The organism is Flavobacterium sp. W1B (assembly GCF_047344965.1).
Classification (GTDB): domain Bacteria; phylum Bacteroidota; class Bacteroidia; order Flavobacteriales; family Flavobacteriaceae; genus Flavobacterium.
Map to the genome: position 1 here is coordinate 1,343,027 of NZ_CP178845.1, position 22,691 is coordinate 1,365,717.

The following is a 22,691-nucleotide window of genomic DNA, read 5'->3' on the forward strand; positions in this document are numbered from 1 at the left end:
GAATCTAAACAAGATTTAAATAGAAGATTGTTACATTTGCCAAACGAAAAAGAATTAATCAATTATCATTAATATTATTATGAGTATACCAGCAAATTTAAAGTACACAAAAGATCACGAATGGGTTAGTCTAGAAGGTGATATTGCAACTGTAGGAATCACACATTTTGCTCAAAAAGAATTAGGAGATATCGTTTATGTTGAAGTGGAAACTTTGGACCAAACTCTAGAAAAAGACGAAGTTTTTGGAACAGTTGAAGCAGTGAAAACAGTTTCTGATTTGTTTCTTCCATTAGCTGGAGAAATTGTAGAATTTAACGATGCTTTAGAAAGTGCTCCTGAAACTGTAAATTCAGATCCTTACGGTGCTGGATGGATGATCAAAATTAAAGTTTCGGATGTTGCTGATTACGATTCGTTGCTTTCAAGTGAGGCTTACAAAGAACTTATTGGTGCATAAACTAATTTTTTTTTGGCTTGCTTTTTCTTGGACCGCTATCGTACTTGTTCTTTGTTTGATTTCATTTAACAATGTTCCATCGGTAAATGTTCAGAATTTTGATAAATACGTTCACGTTTTTTTTCATTTTGTATTTACGTTTCTTTGGATTTTATTTTTAAAGGAACAAACGAAAAATGGAAACAGTAAAAAACCTTATCTTGTCTCTTTTTTGTTTTCTGTCTTTTTTGGAATGCTAATCGAAATAGCGCAAGGAGCGTTTACAATAAATCGACAAGCAGATGTGTTTGATGTTTTAGCAAATACAACAGGAGCTTTTCTAGCTGTTCTAGTTCTCTCGATTTATTTTAGGCTGAAACGCTAAAAAAATATAAATACTAATCCCACTTCGGTGGGATTTTTTTGTTATAAACAAAATTTGTCTTCCATTGGGGATTGTAATGTATTGTTTTTAAAAGTGAAATGATTATATTTATGCCAATGAGGATGTAATATGCATTTTTGTAAATCGTTGATTAGTATCAATATGAAATTTTAAGAGTAATGAATATCAAACAATATTTAGATTCAACTTATTTAAAAACCGCAGCACAAGCGGGGCTTGATGAAAATGAAAATCTTCAGGTAGTTAAGGGTTTTGTTCAAGAAGCAATAGATGAAAAATTTAAGCTTATTATGGTTCGCCCGGATATGGTAGTTATTGCAAAAAAAATGATTGTAGATTCCGGTTCAAAGGTTCAAATAGGAACTGTGATTGATTTTCCGGAAGGGAAGTCAAGTATTACGGATAAGCTTAAGGAGGCAGTTCAAGCCATTGAGGATGGGGCAGATGATTTGGATTTTGTTTGCAATTATGAGGCATTCAAAAATGGCAAAGTTGATTTGGTGAAAGAAGAAATTCTGAAATGCACCCAGTTGGGATTAGAAAATAATAAAGTCGTAAAATGGATTATAGAGGTAGCAGCCCTCAATGAAAAGCAAATTACTCAATTATCGGCTTTGATAAAAAATGTAGTTATTTCAAATTTTAAGGAGGCTGATTATGCGTCGGTTTTTGTGAAGTCTTCAACAGGGTTTTATAAAACGGATAATAATTTGCCAAATGGCGCCACAGTTGCAAGTATAATTATGATGCTCGAAAATGCCTCACCGCTTCCTGTAAAAGCGGCGGGAGGAGTAAGAACGTATGAAGAAGCAATCGAAATGATTCGATTAGGGGTGAAAAGAATAGGAACCTCAGGCGCAAAAGCAATTGCAAATCGCGAAAACGCAAAGCTCGGATACTAAATCAACAATCAGAATCATATGGAAAAAGGTTGGCTAACATTGGTTTTATCATTTTTTTATTTTTTTGCGTATTCTCAAAATATAAATAATCGTGTTTCGCAATCCAATCTTTCTGCTGAACGATTTCCTGTTTTTCCTAATTGCATTGGCTTAGAATCTAATGAATTGGAAAATTGTTTTTATGACAAGGTGCAAGACTTTGTTTTTCAAAATTTTGTTGTTCCCGAAAAACTGATTCGAAGTCATTTTAATGGAAATGTGAAAGTGCTTTTTGAAGTTGATGAAAACGGAGTCTTTAAAGTGATTTATGTGAATGCTTTGGATACGGAGTTGATTCAGGAAGCTAAGAGGGTTTTTGCTAAGCTTCCTAAGATTATAGCAGCAACTTATAATGGCGCGCCAACTTATTCAAAATACAATATTAATATAGCGATTCCGCTGAAAAGTCCTGAGGCAATTGCTGCGGAAGCCCTTGCTAAAGCCGAAATTTTACAGAATAACAGCCAACAACTTACGGAACTGGATAGCATTTTATATAAGCAATATAGAAATCCAGAATACACAAGCCACTTGAATATTCCTTTTTCTCACAGTTATTATGCGCAATTTGATGCTTCGTTAAATCGAGTTGGGAGTAATAATCATACGGGATCAAAACCTTATACTTATACTGAGGTCGCGAAGTATTATGATGTAAAAGGGCAAAAAGAAAAGCTCAAAAAAAACGTATCGGGTTGGTGGGCTAGAAAATTATGGAATGAAAACTTGGTTCAGATTCAAGGTGAGGATTATTGGGTTGCATTAAATCCAATTTTGGATTTACAGCTCGGAAAAGCTTCTGATGATAAAGCTTCTTATACTTATGTGAATACTAGGGCGATAAATTTTCGAGGAGGATTAGGAAAACAGCTTAATTTTACGACGACTATTTTTGAAAGTCAAGGGCGTTTTGCGGATTATTTTAATAATTATGCTAAGTCTATCATGCCTGCGGGTGGAAATCCCGCAATCATTCCCGGAATGGGAATAGCTAAAGATTTTAAAACGGATGCTTTTGATTTTCCTTTGGCAGAAGCCAATTTGACTTTTGCGCCTTCAAAACACATCGATTTGCAGTTGGGTTATGGGAGAAATTTTATTGGTGATGGCTATCGTTCTTTGCTTGAAAGTGATGGAGCCAGTCCGTATCCTTATTTTAAAATGAACACTAGTTTTTGGAAAATAAAATATACAAACACCTATATGTGGCTTAAGGATGTTCGCCCCGCCGTTACACTCGAAAGAACCTATGCGACCAAGTTTATGGCAAATCATTATTTGAGTTGGAACGTGTCAAATAGATTGAATCTCGGATTCTTTGAATCGGTTATATGGACCGATACCAATGATAGAGGCTTTGATGCTAGTTTTGTGAATCCAATTATTTTTTATCGGTCTGTTGAGTTTGCTTCTTCGGCCAGAACAGGAAATGCGCTTTTGGGATTAACGTCTAAATACAAATGGAACAATCAGGTCAATTTATATGCGCAGTTTCTTTTGGATGAATTTTCGCTTGGCGATATAAAAAAAAGAGATAATAGTTGGAGAAATAAATATGGATACCAATTAGGGGTTAAATATTATAATGCTTTTCATGTTGATAATTTATTATTGCAGTTAGAATACAATAATGTGCGTCCTTATGTGTATTCTCATAGTGAGCCTATTACGAATTATGGGCATAATAATCAGAGTGTAGGACATCAATGGGGTGGAAATTTCAGAGAGTTTATTGCAATTGCTCGCTATCATAAAGACCGATATTTTGCCGATGCCAAAATAACAATCGGAACTAGAGGATTGGATTTTGATACAAATGAAGATGATCGTAATTATGGTGGGAATATTTATAAAGATTATGATGAAAATAGACCTTTTGATTCGGGTGTAAAAGTAGGGCAAGGAAATAGGACGAATGTTTTTATAGCAGATATTCAAGGAGGGTATTTGGTAAACCCGGCTACAAACTTGAAGCTTTTTGGAAGTTATATTTATAGAAGCTTTGATCCTAGAATGAATACTGCGACTACTTTTAATCAAAGCACGAATTGGTTTGCTTTAGGATTAAGAGCCGATGTGTTTAATTGGTATTTTGATTATTAGAGGTTTACTGTTAATTTGACTTGTGTTTTGATTGATTATTAGCGATTAAAATGGATTATTAGCGATGTGTTTTCTTAATAATCTATTGTCGAAAAAAATGTAAATTCTTAATTTCTATTTCTGTATCTAATTTGTACATTTGCAACAGTTTTATAAAATCTAAAGAAAGCCGCATTGAATACGATATCTAATACATTTTCCCTTAAAACGGTTTTTACGGATTTCAAAGAAATCACAAAAGCAGGACTAGCTATAAGTGTTTTGTTTTCTTCAATTGCAGGTTATTTCCTAGGGATTGATGATAAACATCCGTTTCAGTGGTCTGTTTTGATAATGCTTGCAATAGGTGGCTATTGCATGGTTGGAGCTTCTAATGCTTTTAATCAGGTTATTGAAAAAGATTTAGATGCTTTGATGGATCGTACAAAGAACCGGCCGGTTGCTTCGGGAAGAATGTCTCCCATTGGGGCTTTGGTTTTAGCGAGTACTCTTACGATAATTGGAATTTCGTTGCTTTATGCGATTAATCCTAAAACGGCCATGTTTGGCGCTATTTCAATATTTTTATATACAAGTGTTTATACTCCTTTGAAGACGATGACTTCCTTGTCTGTTTTTGTTGGGGCTTTTCCTGGAGCAATCCCTTTTATGTTGGGTTGGGTTGCTGCAACAGGTGAATTTGGAATAGAAGCAGGGACATTGTTTTTGATTCAGTTTTTTTGGCAATTCCCTCATTTTTGGGCTATTGGATGGTTTTTGTATGAGGATTATGAAAAAGCGGGTTTCTTTATGTTGCCTACGGGTAAGAAAGATAAAGGTACGGCGCTTCAGGTTATTTTGTATAGTGTTTGGCTTCTTATAGCATCGCTTTTGCCAGCATTAGGGTTTACAGGGCAATTATTCATTACGCCAATATCAGCAGTGATTGTTTTTTTATTGGGGCTTTGGATGTTGTTTTATGCGGTTCGGTTATATAAAGTAAGAAGTGCAAAGGCAGCTAGGACTTTGATGCTGGTGAGTGTTTCTTATATTACCTTATTACAATTAGTGTATATATTTGATAAATTTTTAAGATAGTTATGAGTATGATAATGACAACAGAAGAGCATAAGGAAAGGGCAGCGAGGTCATCTAAGATGATATTGTTGTTCGCTATAATTAGTATGACTATGATGTTCGGAGGATTGACGAGTGCTTTTATAGTGAGTAAGTCCCGGGTAGATTGGTTGAAAGATTTTAATTTGCCAACAGTCTTTTATTTTAGTACAATTGCAATTGTAGGTTGTAGTATTACGATGCATTTGGCAAAAAAAGCGATCCAAAAAGACAAAAGAAGCGAAACTTCTTCGTATCTTTTAGCTACATTAGCGTTGGGGATTTTGTTTGTTATTTTGCAGTTTGTAGGCTTCTCTAATCTGATTGGAATGGGGTATTATCCTACAGGTCCTTCAAGCGTAATTACAACAACATTTTTATACGTTATTGCATTTGTGCACTTGTTGCACTTGGCTGGAGGTCTAATTTCACTTCTAATTATAATTTATAATCATTTTAAACAAAAATATAATTCGACTCAAACTCTTGGCATAGAACTAGGTGCAATGTACTGGCACTTTCTAGATTTGTTATGGGTTTGTTTATTTGTATTTTTATATTTCTTTAAATAAGAAAAAAACGTAAATTTGGGAACTTTTTAACGAATAACTTTTATGAAAGCGACAGTTACTACTGCAAATAGTGAAGAAAAAACTTGGGGAGGCGGCAATGAGCCATTGGGAGCAAGTTATGGTAAATTAATGATGTGGTTTTTTATCATGTCTGATGCCTTAACGTTCTCTGGATTTTTAGCAGCTTACGGTTTTTCTAGATTTAAATTTATTGAAACTTGGCCTTTGGCCGATGAAGTGTTTAATCACTTCCCATTTATGCATGGTGTAGATGCACCAATGTATTATGTGGCATTAATGACTTTTATTTTGATTTTCTCATCTGTAACAATGGTTTTGGCTGTTGATGCAGGTCATCAAATGAAAAAAAATAAAGTTATTGTTTATATGTTTTTGACCATTGTTGGTGGTATGATCTTCGTAGGATCACAAGCTTGGGAATGGAAAAATTTCATAAAAGGAGAGTTTGGTGCAATCGAAACAAAAGGAGGTAGTTTACTTCAGTTTGTTGACAAAGATGGTAAGCGTGTAGCGCTTGCTGATTTTGCGGCAACTTTGAATGAAGGTAGAGATCAACTTAAAAGAAATGATGCAACTTGGTTTATGGGCGAAGGGTCTTTGCCTAGTTATTCAGTAGCAGAAATTCAAGCTGGTTTCAAAGCACATCCTGAATTGCTAATTAGAACAGAAGTTATTTATGAAGGTGGTCCGGAAGCAATTAAGGATACTAAAGTAAATCATGAATTGTCTAAAGTGAAGTTCAAAACGGTTTTGACTAGAGCTGAATCTGAGTTAAGATTAACCCAAGCAGCTCATGTTGTTGAAGGTGCTAACTTGGTAAGAAATGAATATGGAAATAAATTATTTGCTGATTTCTTTTTCTTTATAACAGGATTTCACGGGTTTCACGTATTCTCAGGGATTATAATCAATATCATCGTGTTTTTTAATGTACTTCTTGGTACTTATGAGAAAAGAAGAAGTTATGAAATGGTTGAAAAAGTGGGGTTATACTGGCACTTTGTTGATTTAGTTTGGGTATTTGTATTTACAGTTTTCTACTTAGTTTAATTTTAGATTTATTATTATGTCACACGAACACGTTTCTAATTCAAAAAGAATTTGGTTTGTTTTCGCATTGTTATCAGTGGTAACAACTGTAGAGGTTTTCCTAGGTATTTATAAGCCGGCAATATTTCATATGAATCATTTTCTAGGTATGAATTTGCTGAATTGGATTTTTTATATCCTTACGGTTTATAAAGCATATTATATTGTATGGTCATTTATGCACTTAGAGGGTGAAAAATCAAGTCTTAGATGGTCAATTGTTTTGCCTGTTGTTTTCTTGATTTTGTATATACTTTTTATTCTTTTGACAGAAGGAGATTATATTTTCGAGGTTTTTAGAGATTCTACCATTAAATGGAACTTTTAACAATATATTAATTCAAAAAAAGGGTACGCATTGCGTACCTTTTTTTATTTTTGCCGATTAAACATTATCTTAATTATAATGAAAAAAAATATCGTTCTTTTTGTTCTTTTTATTTTACCAATTGTTGCTTATTTATTCTTTGCATCTGGTGTAAATGGTTTTACAAAATTACCTGTCATTATTCCTAAAATTGCTGATTTTGGTCAATGGCAGTCTTTAGACGGTAAAAAAGCTACCTTAGATAACAAGATAACAATTCTTGGTTTTGGTGGTTCCGAGGTTTTAAAAAACAGAGGGAATCTTTTTAATCTTAACGAGAAAATTTATCAAAAATACCATACGTTTAAAGATTTGCAATTTGTCATGATTTGTCCTTTGGGAACAGAAGGAGATGTCAAGAACATTATGGATGCTTTTGATGATTTTACGGATGTGTCCAGTTGGCATTTCTTATTTGCCACGCCTGAGGAAATCAATGCCTATTATAATAAATTGAACCTAGTTGAGAAATTGGATTCAAATTCGGGAACTCCAAATGTATTTATAGTAGATAAAGAAAGAAATCTTAGAGGAAGAAAGGAAAAAGAGGAATATAAAGAAGGGTATAATACTTTTCATCCCTCAGAGTTAAGTAATGAAATGGGAGATGATTTTAAAATCATCTTGTACGAATACAGAGCCGCTCTTAAGAAAAACAACAATGCTTCAAAGCAGCTTTAAATCTATTAACTATGTTTAAAAATAAATCTTATATCGGAATTTCATTTGTAATTCTTGTCTTTGGCATTTTTGCAGTGCCCAAAATAGTTTCAAGAATTGAGAATGGCGAAATTGTTAAAGGAGAGCGTTTAGATAAGGTGTCTTCTTCTGCAAAAAATGATGATGGTAAATTAGTTGAAATTGGTCCAGCACCAAAGTTTGAATTAACGAGTCAAAATAATGTGAGCATTAGTAACGAAGCTTATAAAGGGAAGGTATATGTTTTGGAGTTCTTCTTTACATCTTGTCCTACGATTTGTCCAAAAATGAATCAAAGCATGTTGGAAATTGAAAAGAAATTCTTTGGAAATCCTAATTTCGGAATTGTTTCCATTACAATTGATCCTGCTAATGATACGCCCGAAGTTTTGAAATCACATGCGGATTTATTAGGTGTTAAATCTTCAAACTGGAATTTTTTGACAGGAGATAAAACAGCTATTTTTGATTTAGCAAATAAAGGATTTAATCTTTATGCTGGGGAGAACGCTAAAGTAAATGGCGGATTTGAACATTCGGGATTATTTGCTTTGATTGATAAAAATGGAAATATTCGCTGCCGAAGAGATAATTTTGGGAATCCAATCTTATATTATGATGGTTTGGATAAAAATGGTGTGAGAGATATTCAACAAGATATTAGCCAATTATTAAAAGAATAAAACAGAATGAAAGATCAAAATTTAGAACAAAAATATAATAAATGGATTGTGGTATTGTCAGTGACAATTCCGCTCGTTGTAGCCCTGCTTTTTGGTGTTAATTTGAGAAAATTGGGTTATGATGTTGAACCTCTTTCCTTTTTGCCTCCTATTTATGCAACAATAAATGGGTTTACTGCATTGTTTCTAGTTTTGGCTGTAGTGGCTATCAAAAAAGGAAACAGGAAATTGCATGAAAATTTGATGAAAACGGCTATCGGATGTTCTGTTGCCTTCTTAGCAATGTATGTAGCTTATCACATGACTTCTGATTCTACTAAGTTTGGTGGCGAAGGAACGATTAAATATATTTATTATTTTATTTTGATAACACATATCATCTTGTCTATTGTCATCATTCCATTGGTGTTGATTACTTATGTTCGAGGATTGGCTCAAGTATTTGATAAGCACAAAAAAATTGCCAAAATTACTTTTCCTATTTGGTTATATGTTGCGATTACTGGTGTTGTAGTGTATTTAATGATTTCTCCTTATTATGTATAGTATGTCTAAAGTAAAAAAATTGGAGTATAAAAAAGGGAATATGAAGTTTAAAGTAACTGTTGCTTTTCTGTTTGTATCTATTTTGTTTTCTCTTGAAGCAACAGCGCAATGTGCTATGTGTCGCGCTGCCTTAGGAGGAGATTCTAATACGGAACAAGCGCAGGCTGTAAATGACGGAATCGTATATTTGATGGCAATTCCTTATATGCTCGTTGCGGTTATTGGTTATGCGGTATATAGGATGAGAAAGAAAAAAGTAAAGTAAGACAGTATATTGTAAAATACCAAAGGCATCAAGTTTAGATATAAATTTTGATGCCTTTTTTTATTGTAAAATCGTCGATGTTTTTATAATATGCTTTTACTTTAAGCCATCAACAGCAACGTTTATTTCACCGTCTATTTTTATAAAAGCAATGATGGCATTATTTGTTAGTTGAATTTTTTGAAATTGGATGTCGCCTATTTTTCCATTTACAAAAACACCAGGCATGGGTGAATAATTTTTTAAATAAGTCATCATGGTTTGTTTGCCTTCTTCTAAATTTGGTTTTATTGAGTAGCGGCAACTTTCCTGAATTTTCCTCAAGATGATTCCTTGGGCTAGCCAGTTTGCCGTGCGCATTAGTTTGTTTTTTGTATCCAAAGCATAATCCAGTTTGTCGAAATATATTTCCTTTGTTTTGTCATCGTATTGCGGCAAACCGGCCAGATAAATAGTTCCGTTTACTGAGCCTAAAAGATCCAACGCAATGACCATTTTACCGTCTTTATGCCAAATAGCAACATTCTGAACTTTTACTTTCTTAGTTCCTGAACCAAATTCTTGTCCGAAAAAATTTTTTGTCATTATTTTTGAAGCATCTCTATAGCTAGAAACGGCAACAATATTGGCCGAAATTTGATTCGGGATTTTGATTACTGGTTTTAGAATAATTTTATTGGAATCAAACTTTGTCTCGGGTTGCTGACCAATTAAAGTTTCCATAGTGCATTTCATCCCCATTTGTAATAAAAAAGAATCGTTTTTTAATTTGGCAGCTGTTGAATATATTTCTACGGGAACAATTCTAAGCCAGCTTTCGTAAGCCTCATTCATTTTAAACGGCGTACACATTTTCTCTAAGGCAGCGAGAACATTAGGTTTAAAATCCATTGATTTTTCAATTGCGTCATCAATTTTTCTTTCTATTTTGGATTTGAATAATTTTATGGCCGGGTTGATGAGATAGGTTATTGGTACATTTTTTCCAAAAACATTCATCGTAGGACTTTCGTTCCATTCTAATGATTTTAATTCGGTTTTTGTTTTCAGATTCCAGTTGTTTAAAGCAACATCGCTGGTTAAGGTGACTAGTCCGTTCAAATTGAATTCCCGAGTGTTGTATAGTTCAGTACCTAAAGTTTTTGTGCCAATTCGGTATTTAACCAATGCTTTTAATGGTAATATTGTTTTTATTTTTTCTCCTGCTTTTCCGTTGTCATTCTCAATTGTGATTGGTGCCAGCTTCCAAATTTTTATTTCGATATCATTATCTTCGATGTTATTGTCCTCATAGATCAGTCCTTTTAATAAAGAATTGGTTTGGTTTTCAATATCTTTTAGTTTTACGCTAATAGGTATATTAATAAAGGAAGGGCTGTTGTCGTATATTAAAGGGCTGGCATCATCCGGTTCCAGCTTTAAGGCAGTTATTTTTTGAGAACTTGTACAACCTGAAATGCTAAAAACGAATAGAATTACAAGGAAGGCGCAAAAGAATTTTATCATTTGTTTGAATTTATTACGGCAAAATTACTAAAAGAGGAATGTTTTTTTGTTTGAAACTGTAACATTTTAACTCAAATCTTGTCTTATTTAAAGAAGTAGGAAAAGTTATTAACGTTTCTTTAGTACAATTTCTTTTGCAAAATATTTAATATTGTTTAAAATAGTAAGAATATGATTGAAATTAAAGATCTCCATAAATCCTATAAAATGGGAAATTCGGAATTGCACGTTTTAAAAGGAATCAATTTCAATATAAAAGAAGGAGAGTTAGTAGCCATAATGGGTTCGTCTGGTTCAGGAAAATCAACTCTGTTGAATATTCTGGGAATTTTAGACGAAGCCGATTCCGGGAATTACATTTTGGATAACGTAGCCATTAAGAATCTTAATGAAACGATTGCTTCTAAATACCGAAATCGGTTTTTAGGTTTTGTTTTTCAATCCTTCAATTTGATTAATTATAAAAGCGCTTTAGACAATGTGTCTATGCCATTGTATTACCAGGGTATAAAAAGAAAAGAACGTCATGAAATTGCTATGAGCTACCTCGAAAAAGTAGGTTTAGCATCACATTCTCATCATTTGCCAAATGAACTTTCAGGAGGACAAAAACAACGTGTTGCAATTGCAAGAGCTTTGGCTTCAAATCCAAAAGTATTATTGGCCGATGAGCCTACTGGGGCTTTGGATACAAAAACTTCTTATGAAGTGATGGAATTGATTCAGGGCATTAATGATGAAGGGAAAACGATTTTGATTGTCACCCACGAACCGGATATTGCCGCTATGTGCAAAAGGAATGTGGTTTTAAAGGACGGTTTAATCATTGATGATAAAATGGTAGAACAAGTTAGAGCAGCTGATTATGTTTAATATCGAGCGTTGGCAGGAAATATTTGAGGCAATTGCCAAAAACAAGCTGAGAACCTTTCTTACCGGCGTTTCTGTGGCATCGGGTATATTTATTTTGGTAATTCTTTTAGGAGCTGGAAAAGGGCTTCAAAACGGAATCGAAAGACAATTTGAAAATGATGCCAATGGTTTGATTTCAGTTTGGACGGGCACAACAAGCAAAGAGTATAAAGGTTTAAATCCGGGAAGGCAAATTCAATTAAGAAACAGCGATTATGATGTTGCTGTGCAGAAATTCGATGATAAATTAGAAATTAGATCTGCCAGTTATACTTTCTGGAGTGGGGTTATGGTTTATGGCAAAGAATCGGGGAATTATAGATACATAGGAGTTTATCCGGATTATCAAGGTGTCGAAAATGCTGTGATTATTCAAGGAAGATTTATCAATGATAATGATTTGATTAATAGTGAAAAAGTAACGGCGATTGGGCAAAAAGTAAAGCAGGATTTATTTAAAGACAAAAATCCAATAGGAGAACAAATTGTCATAAGCGGAATTAATTTTAAAGTTGTTGGGGTTTTTACGGATCCTGCGGGAGAAAGAGAGGAGTCAAGGGTTTATTTGCCAATAACGACGACTCAAAAAGCCTTTGGTGTAGGGGATAAAATTAGTAATCTGAATTTTACCCTCAAGAAAAAAGACACTTATGAAGAAGCATTGGCACAATCTAACAAGTTTACCGAAGAGTTAAGCCAGTTGTTAAAAAGTAAAAATACTATAGCGCCAGATGATGATAGTGCGATAGGAGTTCACAATTCAATAAAGGAGGCCAAACAGTTTTATGATTTGAATCTTTATATCAGGCTGTTTTTTTGGTGGGTTGGAATTTGTACCATAATAGCTGGAGTTGTAGGTGTTAGTAATATCATGTTGATAATTGTAAAAGAAAGAACCAAAGAGATTGGTATAAGAAAAGCGCTTGGAGCTTCTCCTGTTTCTATTGTTGGGATGATTTTGCATGAGTCGGTTTTTATTACTACAATAGCAGGATTCATGGGGCTTTTGGCTAGTTTGTTACTTTTAGAACTCGTGGGGCCACAGGTAAAAAGTGATTATTTTTTGAACCCAGAAGTTGACTTTAGCGTTGCGCTTACAACCTTAGTCATACTTGTACTTGCAGGAGCAATGGCTGGTTTTTTTCCTGCCTATAGAGCCGCCAAAATTAAACCGATTGTAGCACTTAGAGACGAATAGTTATGTTTGATAGAGATAATTGGAACGAAATTTTAGAGGCACTTACAGCAAATACTTTTAGGACTATCCTTACCGCTTTTGGTGTTTTTTGGGGGATTTTTATTTTGGTGATTTTGCTTGCAGCCGGAAATGGTTTAGAAAATGGCGTTAAGAAAGGTTTTGATGGCATTGCAACTAATACCATGTTTATGTGGACACAAACTACATCAAAACCCTATAAAGGATTGCCAAAAACGAGAAGATATGATTTTAAAAATAGTGATGTTGCAGCCTTAAAAGAGAGTTTACCTGATTTGCTATATGTTTCACCTCGAAACCAACTAGGCGGTTTTGAAGGAGCAAATAATGTAGTTAGAGGTACAAAAACAGCAGCTTTTACCGTTTATGGGGATTATCCGGAACTGATCAAGCAGCAACCAAAAGATATCATCAAAGGTCGTTTTGTGAATCAGCAGGATATTCTTTTAAAGAGAAAAACAGCCGTTATAGGTCAAGGAGTCATTAAGGAATTGTATGATAAAACTGAAGAAGTTATTGGGAGTTATATTAAGGTTAATGGTGTGAATTTTATGGTAGTTGGAATTTATAATTCCAAATCGAATCAAGGTAACGCTGAGGAGGAACAGAAAGAAATATTCGTGCCATTTACCACCTTTCAACAAGCATTTAATTATGGAGATAGAGTAGGCTGGATGGCAATTACGGCAAATGATAATTCTTCTATAACCGATTTGAAACCAAAGATACTAGATATAATTAAATTGCGACATTCTATAAATCCTACAGATGACAGGGCTATTGGTAATTTTGATTTATACGAACAATTTAATAAGATACGAGGACTTTTTACAATATTAAGATTTATAGCTTATTTTGTTGGTACTCTGGTCTTGATTTCAGGAGTCATCGGGATTTCGAATATTATGTTAATTGTCGTTAAAGAAAGAACTAAAGAAATTGGAATTCGAAGAGCATTAGGTGCCACGCCGAGAGCCATTCGTTCCCAAATATTATCAGAAGCTATTTTTTTAACTATTATAGCAGGGATGTTTGGCATTGCTGCCGCAACAGGATTATTGGCTATTCTCAATATGGTTTTAGATTCAATGCCTAGCGAAGGGATGATGTTTGCGAATCCAAGCATTGATTTAGGCGTTGTGTTTATTGCCTTGCTTATATTGGTTGGCTCCGGTTTATTGGCCGGATTTATACCTGCCCAAACGGCTATAAATATAAAACCCGTAGATGCCTTGCGTACCGAATAAATTATCAATCAAAAAATAACCGACTAATCTAATATTTCAATGAAAAAAGGAGCTACAATCACAATCTTAATTTTTATAACAGTACTTTTTTTTGGATCTCTCTATTATTTGTATGCAAAAAATCAGGAGTCTCCAGTAGTTTTTGAGACAGATAAAGTAGAAGTGAAAACAATTGTTAAAAACACCATTGCTACGGGTAATATTGTTCCAGATGAAGAGGTGTTGATCAAGCCGAATATTTCGGGTATTATTGAAGCAGTTTATATCAAAGCTGGTGAAAATATCAAAGCGGGAGATTTAATAGCAAAAATAAAAGTAGTTGCCAATGTTTCTAATTTGAGTAATTCTCAAAATCAGGTTCAAACAGCTAAGATTGCTTTAGACAATCAGGAAAAAGTATATCAAAGACAGAAAACCTTGTTTGATAAAGGAGTGATTTCTGCTAATGATTTTGATGCTGCCCAATTGGCTCATAAGCAGGCCAAGCAAGCCTATGCTTCATCTAAACAAGGTTTTGATATTGTAAAAACAGGAACAACATCCGGCTTGGGGAATTATGCCAATACCTTAATCCGATCTACTGTAAACGGAATGGTGCTTGATGTTCCGGTAAAAGTAGGAAATCAGGTTATTGAAAGTAATAATTTTAATGAAGGAACTACCATTGCTAGTGTTGCCGATGTGGGAAGGATGATATTCGTTGGTAAAATAGACGAATCAGAAGTTGGTAAGATAAAAGAAAAATTACCGATCGAAATTACGATTGGTGCAATTGAAAATAAAAAGTTTGATTCTGTTCTAGAATACATTGCTCCAAAAGGTAAGACAGAGAATGGAGCGATTCAATTTGAAATAAAGGCTTCGCTTTCTAACGCAGAAAATACTTTTATCAGAGCAGGTTTGAGTGCTAATGCTTCGATTATATTAGAAAAAGCCGATAAAGTTTTGGCAATCAAAGAATCGCTGTTGCAATTTGATAAAAAAACACAAAAACCTTATGTCGAAGTAGAAACTGCCGGTCAAAAATTTGCTAGAAAAGATCTTGCGTTGGGAGTTAGTGACGGAATTTATGTCGAGATAAAAAGTGGTTTGAAAGCTTCGGATAAAATTAAAGTATGGAATCAAGGCTTGAAAAAGGAAGAGCCTAAGCCTTAATTTGACTTTAAAAAGAAATTTTGTTTTAAAAAAAATGTTAATCTTGTGTAGTATCTTTGCTACACCACCATTTAGAATATATGAAAAAAAATAGCTGTATATCTTTAGTCTTAATCTTCATCTTTAGTTTGTCTGCTCAGGCACAAACCAAAAAATGGTCGTTAGAAGAGTGTGTGAATTACGCCATACAAAATAATATTACAATCAAGCAAACCGAATTGGATACTAAAACGGCTCTGATTGATAAGAAAGGGGCGATAGGAAATTTTCTACCTTCTTTAAATGCAAATGCATCACATTCTTGGAATATTGGTTTAAACCAGGATATCACGACTGGGCTTTTGCAGAATCAAACGACTCAGTTTACTTCTGCCGGGGCTAGTGTGGGGATTGATATTTATAAAGGTTTGCAAAATCAGAATACACTCCGAAAAGCCAATCTTTCGATTGTTGCGGCAAAATATCAGTTGTTAAAAATACAAGAAGATATTGCGCTTAATGTTGCCAATGCCTTTTTACAGGTTCTTTTTAACAAAGAAAATTTAAAGGTTCAAAACGAGCAAAGAAGTATTAATGAGAAACAATTGTCTCGTTCGGAGGAATTAGTGAAAGCAGGAACAATTCCGAGAGGAGATTTATTAGACGTGAAAGCGACACTGGCATCTGATAATCAAAAAGTAATCACAGCCGAGAATGCGTTGCTGATTTCTAAATTAAGTTTAGCCCAGTTGTTGCAACTAAAAGATTTTGAAAATTTTGACGTAGTAGATGATACAATGGCCAAAGATGAGAATAACATTCTTTCCCAAACTCCGGTTACCATTTATGATAAGGCTAAAGAAAATAGGACAGATCTAAAAATTGCTGAAACAAATCTTGAAATAGCACAGAAGAATTTAGCTATTGCAAAAGGTGGTTTTCAGCCTACTTTGCAAGGTTTTTATAACTTTAGTTCTAGGATTTCATATGCTGATATTCCTTTGAGAGATGTGAACGGTGCAATAATTGGAACGCAATCGCCACCGCCATTTTTTGATCAATTCAATACTAACAAAGGGCAATCGTTTGGAGCGCAATTAAGTATTCCAATTTTTAACGGATTCTCTGCCAGAAATAATGTGGAGCGCTCTAAAGTGAATTTAGAAAAATCTAAAATTGCCGTTGAGCAACAAATTTTAGATTTACAAAGAAATGTTTACACCGCTTTTACGGATGCTAAAGGAGCTTTAAAAGCACATGAATCAGCGCTTGTGGCATTAGAATCAAGACAGGAATCCTATAATTATGCCAAAGAAAAATTTGATGTTGGTTTGATGAATTCCTTTGATTTAAACCAATCGCAAACTTTACTCTCTAATGCACAATCAGATGTGTTAAGATCGAAGTACGATTATATTTTTAAAATTAAAATATTAGAATTCTATTTTGGAATTCCTATCATTAAAAACTAATACATTATGTCTAAAAAAACGATTTATTATATAATTGGCGGAGCAGTTTTACTAATAGCTGTATTGATTGCACTTTCAAAAAACGGAGTGATCGGGAATAAAGATCATGGGATTGAGGTGGAAACGGCCCAACTAAACATTTCAACAATTGTTGAAACGGTTTCTGCCACAGGTAAGATTCAACCGGAAATTGAGGTTAAAATTGCTTCGATGGTTTCGGGTGAAATTATTTCTTTGCCGGTAAAAGAAGGGCAAGTGGTGAAAAAAGGGGATTTGTTAGTTAAAATTAATCCAGATTTATATACTTCTAGTTTGAATAGAACCATTGCAGGTTTATCAGGGTCTAAAGCGGGCTTGACTCAAGCAGATGCACAGTTTAAAGAAGCGAAGTCAAGTTATGACAGAAACAAGGCTTTGTTCGAAAAAGGCATTATTTCTAAATCAGATTGGGACAAAGCCACAGCTTCTTTTGAAGTAGCAAAAGCAACTAAACAATCGGCTTATTTTAATGTTCAGAGCGCTTCGGCATCTGTAAATGAAGCGCAAGATAATTTGGGACGAACCATAATTTATTCGCCTGCAGATGGAACTATTTCGATGCTTAATGTAGAATTAGGGGAACGCGTATTGGGAACGCAACAAATGACTGGGACAGAAATTCTAAGAGTAGCCAACCTGAATAATATGGAAGTTGAAGTTGATGTTAATGAAAATGATATTGTAAAAATAAAAGTAGGAGATCTGGCAAATGTTGAGGTTGATGCTTATTTGAAAAAACAATTTAAAGGAGTAGTTACCAGTATTTCAAATTCAGCAAGTACGGCATTGACAGCAGATCAGGTAACAAATTTTAAAGTTAAAGTAAGAATTTTAAAAGAATCCTATGAAGATCTATTAGCCGGAAAACCGGAAACTTATTCTCCTTTTAGACCAGGAATGACAGCTACGGTTGATATTATTACTAAGACAAAATCGAATGTTTTAAATGTGCCAATAAGCTCTATAGTTATCAAGACAGATACTGCAGCTGTAAAAGGAGTGAAAATTCCAGATGCAGATGATAAGAAAACAACTCCTAAAAGCGATAAAAAGTTTGAATGTGTGTTTGTAAAAGTAGGTGATAAAGCCAAAATACGTATAATCAAAACCGGTATTCAAGATGATACTAACATTGAGGTTTTAAGTGGTCTTAAAAAAGGAGATGTTGTGATTACGGGACCTTATACAACAGTTACCAAAGAATTGAATTCAGGAGATAAAGTGACTATTAAGACAGATAAAGAAAAGGCTAAAAAATAAATAGTTTTATTTTACATTTGTAGCTCTTATCGATTTTCAATCTTAAATATAAAAGCATTGTCCTATATTCTTAATATCGAAACCTCCACAAAAAATTGTTCAGTAGCTGTAGCAAAAGAAGGAAAAACTATTGTGTGCAAAGAAATTGCCGAAGAAGGCTATTCTCATGCAGAGCGATTGCATGTTTTTATTGAAGAAAGTTTAAAAGAAGCCAGAATTACTTATAAAGATTTAACTGCTATTGCCGTAAGTCAAGGGCCTGGTTCCTATACTGGTTTGCGAATAGGAGTTTCGGCAGCTAAAGGCCTGTGTTTTGCGTTAGGGATCCCTTTGATAGCGGTAGATACGTTACAGATTTTGGCAGCTCAGGCAAATATTCCTGATGGATTAATCATTCCGATGATTGATGCCAGAAGAATGGAAGTTTATAGTGCCATATTTACTCCTGATTTAGAAAATAAAAGAGCAACTGCGGCAGAAGTTATCACAGCGGATTCCTTTGAGGATTTTGAGGAAAGGCTCTATTTTGTTGGAGATTGTGCCGAGAAATGCAAGACTGTTTTGGTGAAAGATAATTTTATTTTCTTGGATGAAATTAAGTATCCTTCTGCAAAAGAAATGAGTTTGCTGAGTTTTGATAAGTATAAAAAAAGCGACACGGTTGATGTCGCTTATTTTGAGCCTTATTATTTAAAAGATTTTATGATTACAACTGCCAAAAAAGTATAGAACTGTACTTTATAATTAAAATCATATTACTTATCGAAATTTATTTGGTGTGTGGCTGGATTGAAATCCCTGCCGCATCAAATGCTGTTTTGCAGCTTTCTAATGTTTGAGAAGAAACGGTGCCAAAATCTTCATTATTTGCCCATGGCCTTACCGCAAATTGAATTGCAGAGTCAGTTAGGTTTTTTACAAAAACTTCCGGCTTAGGAGTTTGAAGTATTTTTGGATTAGTAGTTAAAACAGTTGTGATTATATCTTTTGCTTTTTTGATATCCGAATCATAGGAAATGGCAAAGGTCAAATCAGCTCTTCGATAGCCTTGCATCGAATGGTTGATAATAGTGCCATTAGACAAGGCTCCGTTTGGTACGAAAACAGTTTGATTGTTTGCTGTTATTAGTTTGGTTACAAATATTTGTATTTCACTAACCGTAGCTAATACACCTTGTGCCTCAATGGTATCTCCAACTTTGAATGGTTTGAATAAAATTATCAATACGCCACCTGCAAAATTAGACAGCGAGCCTTGAAGAGAAAGTCCTACCGCAAGTCCCATGGCGCCCAGAATGGCTACAAAAGAGGAAGTTCCTATTCCTAATTTTTCGATAAAAGACACAAATAATATTACTCTTAAAACCCAAAGTAAAATATCGGCAAGAAATTTAGTTAAAGTGGGTTCTAACTGCCTTTTGATCATTACTCTTTTGATAAACCTATTGATAAACCGAATGGCATAAAGCCCAACAAAAAGAATTAGAAAGGCAGAAATTAATTTTGGGGAATAATCAATTAATACTTTGACAAGGTTTTCGGCATAACCGCTAAGATATTCTGGACTTAGGTACATTTTTATTTAATAAAAAACCCTCTCTTAGAGAAGGTTTGGGTTTGTTGGGCAAAAGTACAAATTAATAGTTTTTCATAAAAACCATTTATTCCTTTTTTAAGTCATCCGTTTCTTCTGTAGCAGGATTTGTTTCTATCTCATCAGAAACGATTTTCATTGTGTTTGATGCCAATTCTTCTGTTTTTTCTATTGGTTCCGTTGTATTGTTTTTCTCAACGACATTCTCTATAAGATTGCTTGCTTTTTCGGTATACTCGTTTACTAAATCTTTCGCATGTTCAGCATGTGCTTCCGCTTTTTCAATAAAAGGTTCTGCTGCTTCTTTTAAATCGTTAATTTTTTCTTCTGCAAAAGCTTGGGCTTTTTCCATATAAGGGGCCGCTGTTTCTTTTGCTTGCTCTAAAGCTGTTTCTGCTTTAGCCGAAAGTTCATTTGTTGTTTCTTTAGCAGAGCCAAATAAATTCTTTAAAAATGATGATAGTCCCATGTTTTTTTTTATTTGATTAATTAACAATATTAAGCATTTTTTTCATTGCTTACTTTATTTAATAAATAATAATTCACTGACAATCAGAACTTAGTATTTGGTTTTGGTTAATTGAGTAGAAATGGGTTGTTATCTTGTGATTTTATTTTGACAAAAGCTGCTCTGACCTACCTTAATTGTTGAGAGAGGAATATTCAAAGTAGAATAAATAAAAAAAGCGCCTCTTACGAAACGCTTTAATAATTTTTCAATCAAACTTATTCAAGTTCAAAGGTTATTTTTAGATTTACTCTATATTCCGAAACTTTGCCTTCTTTTACTGCGACACTTTGTTCTTGCACATAGGCTGAACGTATGTTTTTTACAGATTTTGAAGCTTTGGCAATTGCTTTTTGAGTTGCATCCTCCCAGCTAACTTCTGAACTAGAAAGGACTTCAATGACTTTTAATACTGACATAATTTCTATCTTTTAGTTAGATTTAAATGTAATGAATTTTTTTAGAATTTCATTAAAAAAGCTAAACTTAAATTTTGTAACAAAAAGATAGTTAGTGTGTTGCGATTTATGTTGTTTAAGAGTTTACTGCTTCAACATTTATTTTATCGTCGTTTAGCATACTTTTTAGCATGTTTTCGATACCGCTTTTTAGAGTAAAAGTTGAAGAAGGGCAACCGCTGCAAGCTCCTTGAAGGATCACTTTTACAGTTTTACTTTCTTCGTCGAAAGAATCAAAAGCAATGTTTCCACCATCGGCTGCAACAGCTGGTTTAACGTATTCTTCAAGTATATTGATAATTTGTTGAGATGTAACATCCAGTTTGTCGAAATCTTGATTTTTCTCACTTTCTTTTTTCTCATTTATAGAAATCAGACTTTCGTCAAGAACGGTTCCGCCATTCTCGATGAATTGTTTGATAAAGCTTCTTAATTCTAAAGTAATTTCGTCCCAGTTGTTTACTTCGTATTTGGTTACCGAAATGTAGTTTTCATCGATAAAAACTTCTTTCACATATGGAAATTTGAAAAGCTCTTGTACCAATGGTGATGCAGTTGCCTCGTCAATATTTTTGAATTCTATTGCATTTTTTGTCAGCATTCTGCTTACTACAAATTTCAATGCAGCAGGATTTGGAGTTGTTTCTCCGTAAACGGTTATAGGCTGTTTTTTTGCCTTATTCTCGTCGATTGTTACAATGGTTCCGCCATTGTTCACAAAGGCTTCAATTTGTTCCGCTACGGCATCTTTTACATCTTCCCATTCCACAATGCTAAATCTTTCGATGGCTATAAAATTTCCGGAGATATAGACAGTTTTTACAAATGGTAAATAAAATAATTGTTGGGCAAGCGGCGATGCTTTTGCCTCGTCTATGTTTTTAAATTCAAAATTTTCGTTTTTTGTGATAAAATCTTCAAATTCAAATTTCAGTATAGTCGGATTTTGTGTTTCTCTTATGGTAACCTTTGTCATGATTTTGTAATTTTTTACAAATTTAGTAAAGTTATTTTCTGTAAATAACTATATTTGATATATTAATGAATTAATTAACTTTAGTTTAGCTGTTTTTACCTTTTTTATTGAATTAATGTTTTTTATATCGAAATAGTCTATGAATATCAAAATCAAATATGTTTTATTTTGTTTGTTTGTAAACTTCTATTCTTTTTCTCAAGAGAGTATTCCGGTTTATTCTGACTATCTTTCAGATAATTATTACTTGATCCATCCTTCGATGGCTGGAGCTGCAAATTGTGCCAAAATTAGATTGACGGCTCGCAAGCAATGGTTTGGTCAGCAAGATGCACCGGAACTTCAAACCTTGAGTTTTAATGGAAGAGTGGGTGAGAAATCGGGAGCAGGAATTATTATTTTTAATGATAAAAATGGTTTCCATTCTCAAAAAGGAGTTAAACTGACTTTTGCGCATCATATTATGTTTTCTAGAGACGAAATTGATTTGAATCAATTGTCTTTTGGGGTCAGCGCAGGATTAATTCAAAGTCAATTAGACGAAACTAGTTTTCTGCAATCAGGTGTTTCTGATCCTATAATATTTGGGCAAATTCAAAAAGATTCTTATTTTAATGTGGATATTGGAGCTTCATATAATTATTTGGATTTCTACGCCCATGCGACTGTTCAAGGTGCTTTAGAAACAAGGAGAGATCTTTATACGGAGTATGAAAGTGATAATTTAAGAAAGTACTTATTGAGTGCGGGTTATATTTTTGGGAATAAAGACAGAATATTGTTTGAGCCATCTGTGTTATTTCAGCTTGTTGATAAAACCAAAGAAAAATCGATTGATTTAAATATGAAAGTATACAAAAGCATCGATTTTGGACAACTTTGGGCCGGTTTATCTTATCGAAGAAGTTTTGATGGTGCTCAATATCTCAATGGTACTACTATTGATAGACAAAAACTACAATACATAACTCCTATTCTAGGGGTTAATTACAAAAATTTTATGGTTGCCTATACTTATTCTCATTTGTCTGGGGCTGTAAAATTTGATAATGGTGGCTATCATCAAATCACTTTAGGGATCAATTTGTTTTGTAAACGTGAAAAATACGATTGCTTTTGTCCCGCGATTAATTAAATCTAAAA

General features: G+C 33.8%; 25 protein-coding genes. 20 read left to right on the forward strand and 5 right to left on the reverse strand.

Going from position 1 to position 22,691, the window contains the following annotated elements; genetic code table 11:
• Positions 1 to 79: 79 nt before the first annotated feature.
• From gcvH to ACMDB5_RS05900, 12 genes are all read left to right on the forward strand, one after another.
• Positions 80 to 460: a glycine cleavage system protein GcvH gene (gene gcvH, locus ACMDB5_RS05845; RefSeq protein WP_414000075.1), complete on the forward strand. Its 381-nt coding sequence runs from the start codon at positions 80 to 82 to the stop codon at positions 458 to 460.
• Complete coding sequence (locus tag ACMDB5_RS05850) at positions 399 to 824, forward strand: VanZ family protein (protein WP_414000076.1); 426 nt, start codon at positions 399 to 401, stop codon at positions 822 to 824. The genes gcvH and ACMDB5_RS05850 overlap by 62 nt, the downstream gene beginning before the upstream one ends.
• Positions 825 to 1,003: 179 nt before the next feature.
• Positions 1,004 to 1,747: a deoxyribose-phosphate aldolase gene (gene deoC / locus ACMDB5_RS05855; protein ID WP_414000077.1), complete on the forward strand. Its 744-nt coding sequence runs from the start codon at positions 1,004 to 1,006 to the stop codon at positions 1,745 to 1,747.
• Between the two features lie 18 nt (positions 1,748 to 1,765).
• The gene (locus tag ACMDB5_RS05860; RefSeq protein WP_414000078.1) at positions 1,766 to 3,889 is read left to right on the forward strand and encodes a gliding motility protein RemB; all 2,124 of its coding nucleotides are present in this window, start codon (positions 1,766 to 1,768) and stop codon (positions 3,887 to 3,889) included.
• Positions 3,890 to 4,063: 174 nt separating this feature from the next.
• A complete protein-coding gene (cyoE, locus tag ACMDB5_RS05865; RefSeq protein WP_414000079.1) occupies positions 4,064 to 4,966 on the forward strand; it encodes a heme o synthase in 903 nt (300 codons plus the stop codon).
• Between the two features lie 2 nt (positions 4,967 to 4,968).
• A complete protein-coding gene (locus ACMDB5_RS05870) occupies positions 4,969 to 5,556 on the forward strand; it encodes a heme-copper oxidase subunit III (protein WP_414000080.1) in 588 nt (195 codons plus the stop codon).
• A gap of 42 nt (positions 5,557 to 5,598) precedes the next feature.
• Complete coding sequence (locus ACMDB5_RS05875; RefSeq protein ID WP_414000081.1) at positions 5,599 to 6,627, forward strand: cytochrome c oxidase subunit 3; 1,029 nt, start codon at positions 5,599 to 5,601, stop codon at positions 6,625 to 6,627.
• 16 nt (positions 6,628 to 6,643) lie between these two features.
• Positions 6,644 to 6,994, forward strand: coding sequence for a cytochrome C oxidase subunit IV family protein (locus tag ACMDB5_RS05880; protein WP_414000082.1), 351 nt, complete (start codon positions 6,644 to 6,646; stop codon positions 6,992 to 6,994).
• A gap of 78 nt (positions 6,995 to 7,072) precedes the next feature.
• On the forward strand, positions 7,073 to 7,714 hold the full coding sequence (locus ACMDB5_RS05885) for a hypothetical protein (RefSeq protein WP_414000083.1): 642 nt from the start codon (positions 7,073 to 7,075) through the stop codon (positions 7,712 to 7,714).
• 11 nt (positions 7,715 to 7,725) lie between these two features.
• Complete coding sequence (locus ACMDB5_RS05890) at positions 7,726 to 8,415, forward strand: SCO family protein (RefSeq protein WP_414000084.1); 690 nt, start codon at positions 7,726 to 7,728, stop codon at positions 8,413 to 8,415.
• A gap of 6 nt (positions 8,416 to 8,421) precedes the next feature.
• Entirely contained in the window at positions 8,422 to 8,961 is a 540-nt protein-coding gene (locus ACMDB5_RS05895; RefSeq protein ID WP_414000085.1) for a DUF420 domain-containing protein, read from the forward strand.
• Positions 8,962 to 9,001: 40 nt separating this feature from the next.
• Entirely contained in the window at positions 9,002 to 9,226 is a 225-nt protein-coding gene (locus ACMDB5_RS05900; protein WP_414000086.1) for a hypothetical protein, read from the forward strand.
• Positions 9,227 to 9,322: 96 nt separating this feature from the next.
• Here the strand turns inward: ACMDB5_RS05900 and ACMDB5_RS05905 are convergent, their stop codons facing one another.
• Complete coding sequence (locus tag ACMDB5_RS05905) at positions 9,323 to 10,732, reverse strand: DUF4403 family protein (RefSeq protein WP_414000087.1); 1,410 nt, start codon at positions 10,730 to 10,732, stop codon at positions 9,323 to 9,325.
• Positions 10,733 to 10,903: 171 nt separating this feature from the next.
• On the opposite strand from ACMDB5_RS05905, the gene ACMDB5_RS05910 reads away from it, so the two are divergent.
• From ACMDB5_RS05910 to tsaB, 7 genes are all read left to right on the forward strand, one after another.
• Complete coding sequence (locus ACMDB5_RS05910; RefSeq protein WP_414000088.1) at positions 10,904 to 11,605, forward strand: ABC transporter ATP-binding protein; 702 nt, start codon at positions 10,904 to 10,906, stop codon at positions 11,603 to 11,605.
• On the forward strand, positions 11,598 to 12,842 hold the full coding sequence (locus ACMDB5_RS05915; protein WP_414000089.1) for an ABC transporter permease: 1,245 nt from the start codon (positions 11,598 to 11,600) through the stop codon (positions 12,840 to 12,842). The genes ACMDB5_RS05910 and ACMDB5_RS05915 overlap by 8 nt, the downstream gene beginning before the upstream one ends.
• A 2-nt stretch (positions 12,843 to 12,844) precedes the next feature.
• A complete protein-coding gene (locus tag ACMDB5_RS05920) occupies positions 12,845 to 14,107 on the forward strand; it encodes an ABC transporter permease (RefSeq protein WP_414000090.1) in 1,263 nt (420 codons plus the stop codon).
• Positions 14,108 to 14,146: 39 nt separating this feature from the next.
• Positions 14,147 to 15,262 carry an efflux RND transporter periplasmic adaptor subunit gene (locus tag ACMDB5_RS05925; protein WP_414000091.1) on the forward strand — a complete coding sequence of 372 codons (1,116 nt, stop codon included), beginning with the start codon at positions 14,147 to 14,149 and terminating at the stop codon, positions 15,260 to 15,262.
• Positions 15,263 to 15,342: 80 nt separating this feature from the next.
• Positions 15,343 to 16,713 carry a TolC family protein gene (locus tag ACMDB5_RS05930; protein WP_414000092.1) on the forward strand — a complete coding sequence of 457 codons (1,371 nt, stop codon included), beginning with the start codon at positions 15,343 to 15,345 and terminating at the stop codon, positions 16,711 to 16,713.
• Positions 16,714 to 16,719: 6 nt separating this feature from the next.
• Entirely contained in the window at positions 16,720 to 18,012 is a 1,293-nt protein-coding gene (locus ACMDB5_RS05935; protein ID WP_414000093.1) for an efflux RND transporter periplasmic adaptor subunit, read from the forward strand.
• Positions 18,013 to 18,069: 57 nt separating this feature from the next.
• Positions 18,070 to 18,741, forward strand: coding sequence for a tRNA (adenosine(37)-N6)-threonylcarbamoyltransferase complex dimerization subunit type 1 TsaB (gene tsaB, locus ACMDB5_RS05940; RefSeq protein ID WP_414000094.1), 672 nt, complete (start codon positions 18,070 to 18,072; stop codon positions 18,739 to 18,741).
• A 40-nt stretch (positions 18,742 to 18,781) separates the two neighbouring features.
• Here the strand turns inward: tsaB and ACMDB5_RS05945 are convergent, their stop codons facing one another.
• From ACMDB5_RS05945 to ACMDB5_RS05960, 4 genes are all read right to left on the reverse strand, one after another.
• Positions 18,782 to 19,588: a mechanosensitive ion channel family protein gene (locus ACMDB5_RS05945; RefSeq protein ID WP_414000095.1), complete on the reverse strand. Its 807-nt coding sequence runs from the start codon at positions 19,586 to 19,588 to the stop codon at positions 18,782 to 18,784.
• Between the two features lie 85 nt (positions 19,589 to 19,673).
• Positions 19,674 to 20,102, reverse strand: a complete 429-nt coding sequence (locus ACMDB5_RS05950; RefSeq protein ID WP_414000096.1) for a YtxH domain-containing protein — start codon at positions 20,100 to 20,102, stop codon at positions 19,674 to 19,676.
• 230 nt (positions 20,103 to 20,332) lie between these two features.
• Entirely contained in the window at positions 20,333 to 20,533 is a 201-nt protein-coding gene (locus tag ACMDB5_RS05955) for a dodecin family protein (protein ID WP_414000097.1), read from the reverse strand.
• A gap of 115 nt (positions 20,534 to 20,648) precedes the next feature.
• Positions 20,649 to 21,548 carry a NifU family protein gene (locus tag ACMDB5_RS05960; RefSeq protein ID WP_414000098.1) on the reverse strand — a complete coding sequence of 300 codons (900 nt, stop codon included), beginning with the start codon at positions 21,546 to 21,548 and terminating at the stop codon, positions 20,649 to 20,651.
• A 139-nt stretch (positions 21,549 to 21,687) separates the two neighbouring features.
• Here ACMDB5_RS05960 and ACMDB5_RS05965 point away from each other — a divergent pair, with 139 nt between their 5' ends.
• Positions 21,688 to 22,683 carry a type IX secretion system membrane protein PorP/SprF gene (locus ACMDB5_RS05965; RefSeq protein WP_414000099.1) on the forward strand — a complete coding sequence of 332 codons (996 nt, stop codon included), beginning with the start codon at positions 21,688 to 21,690 and terminating at the stop codon, positions 22,681 to 22,683.
• Positions 22,684 to 22,691: the final 8 nt, after the last annotated feature.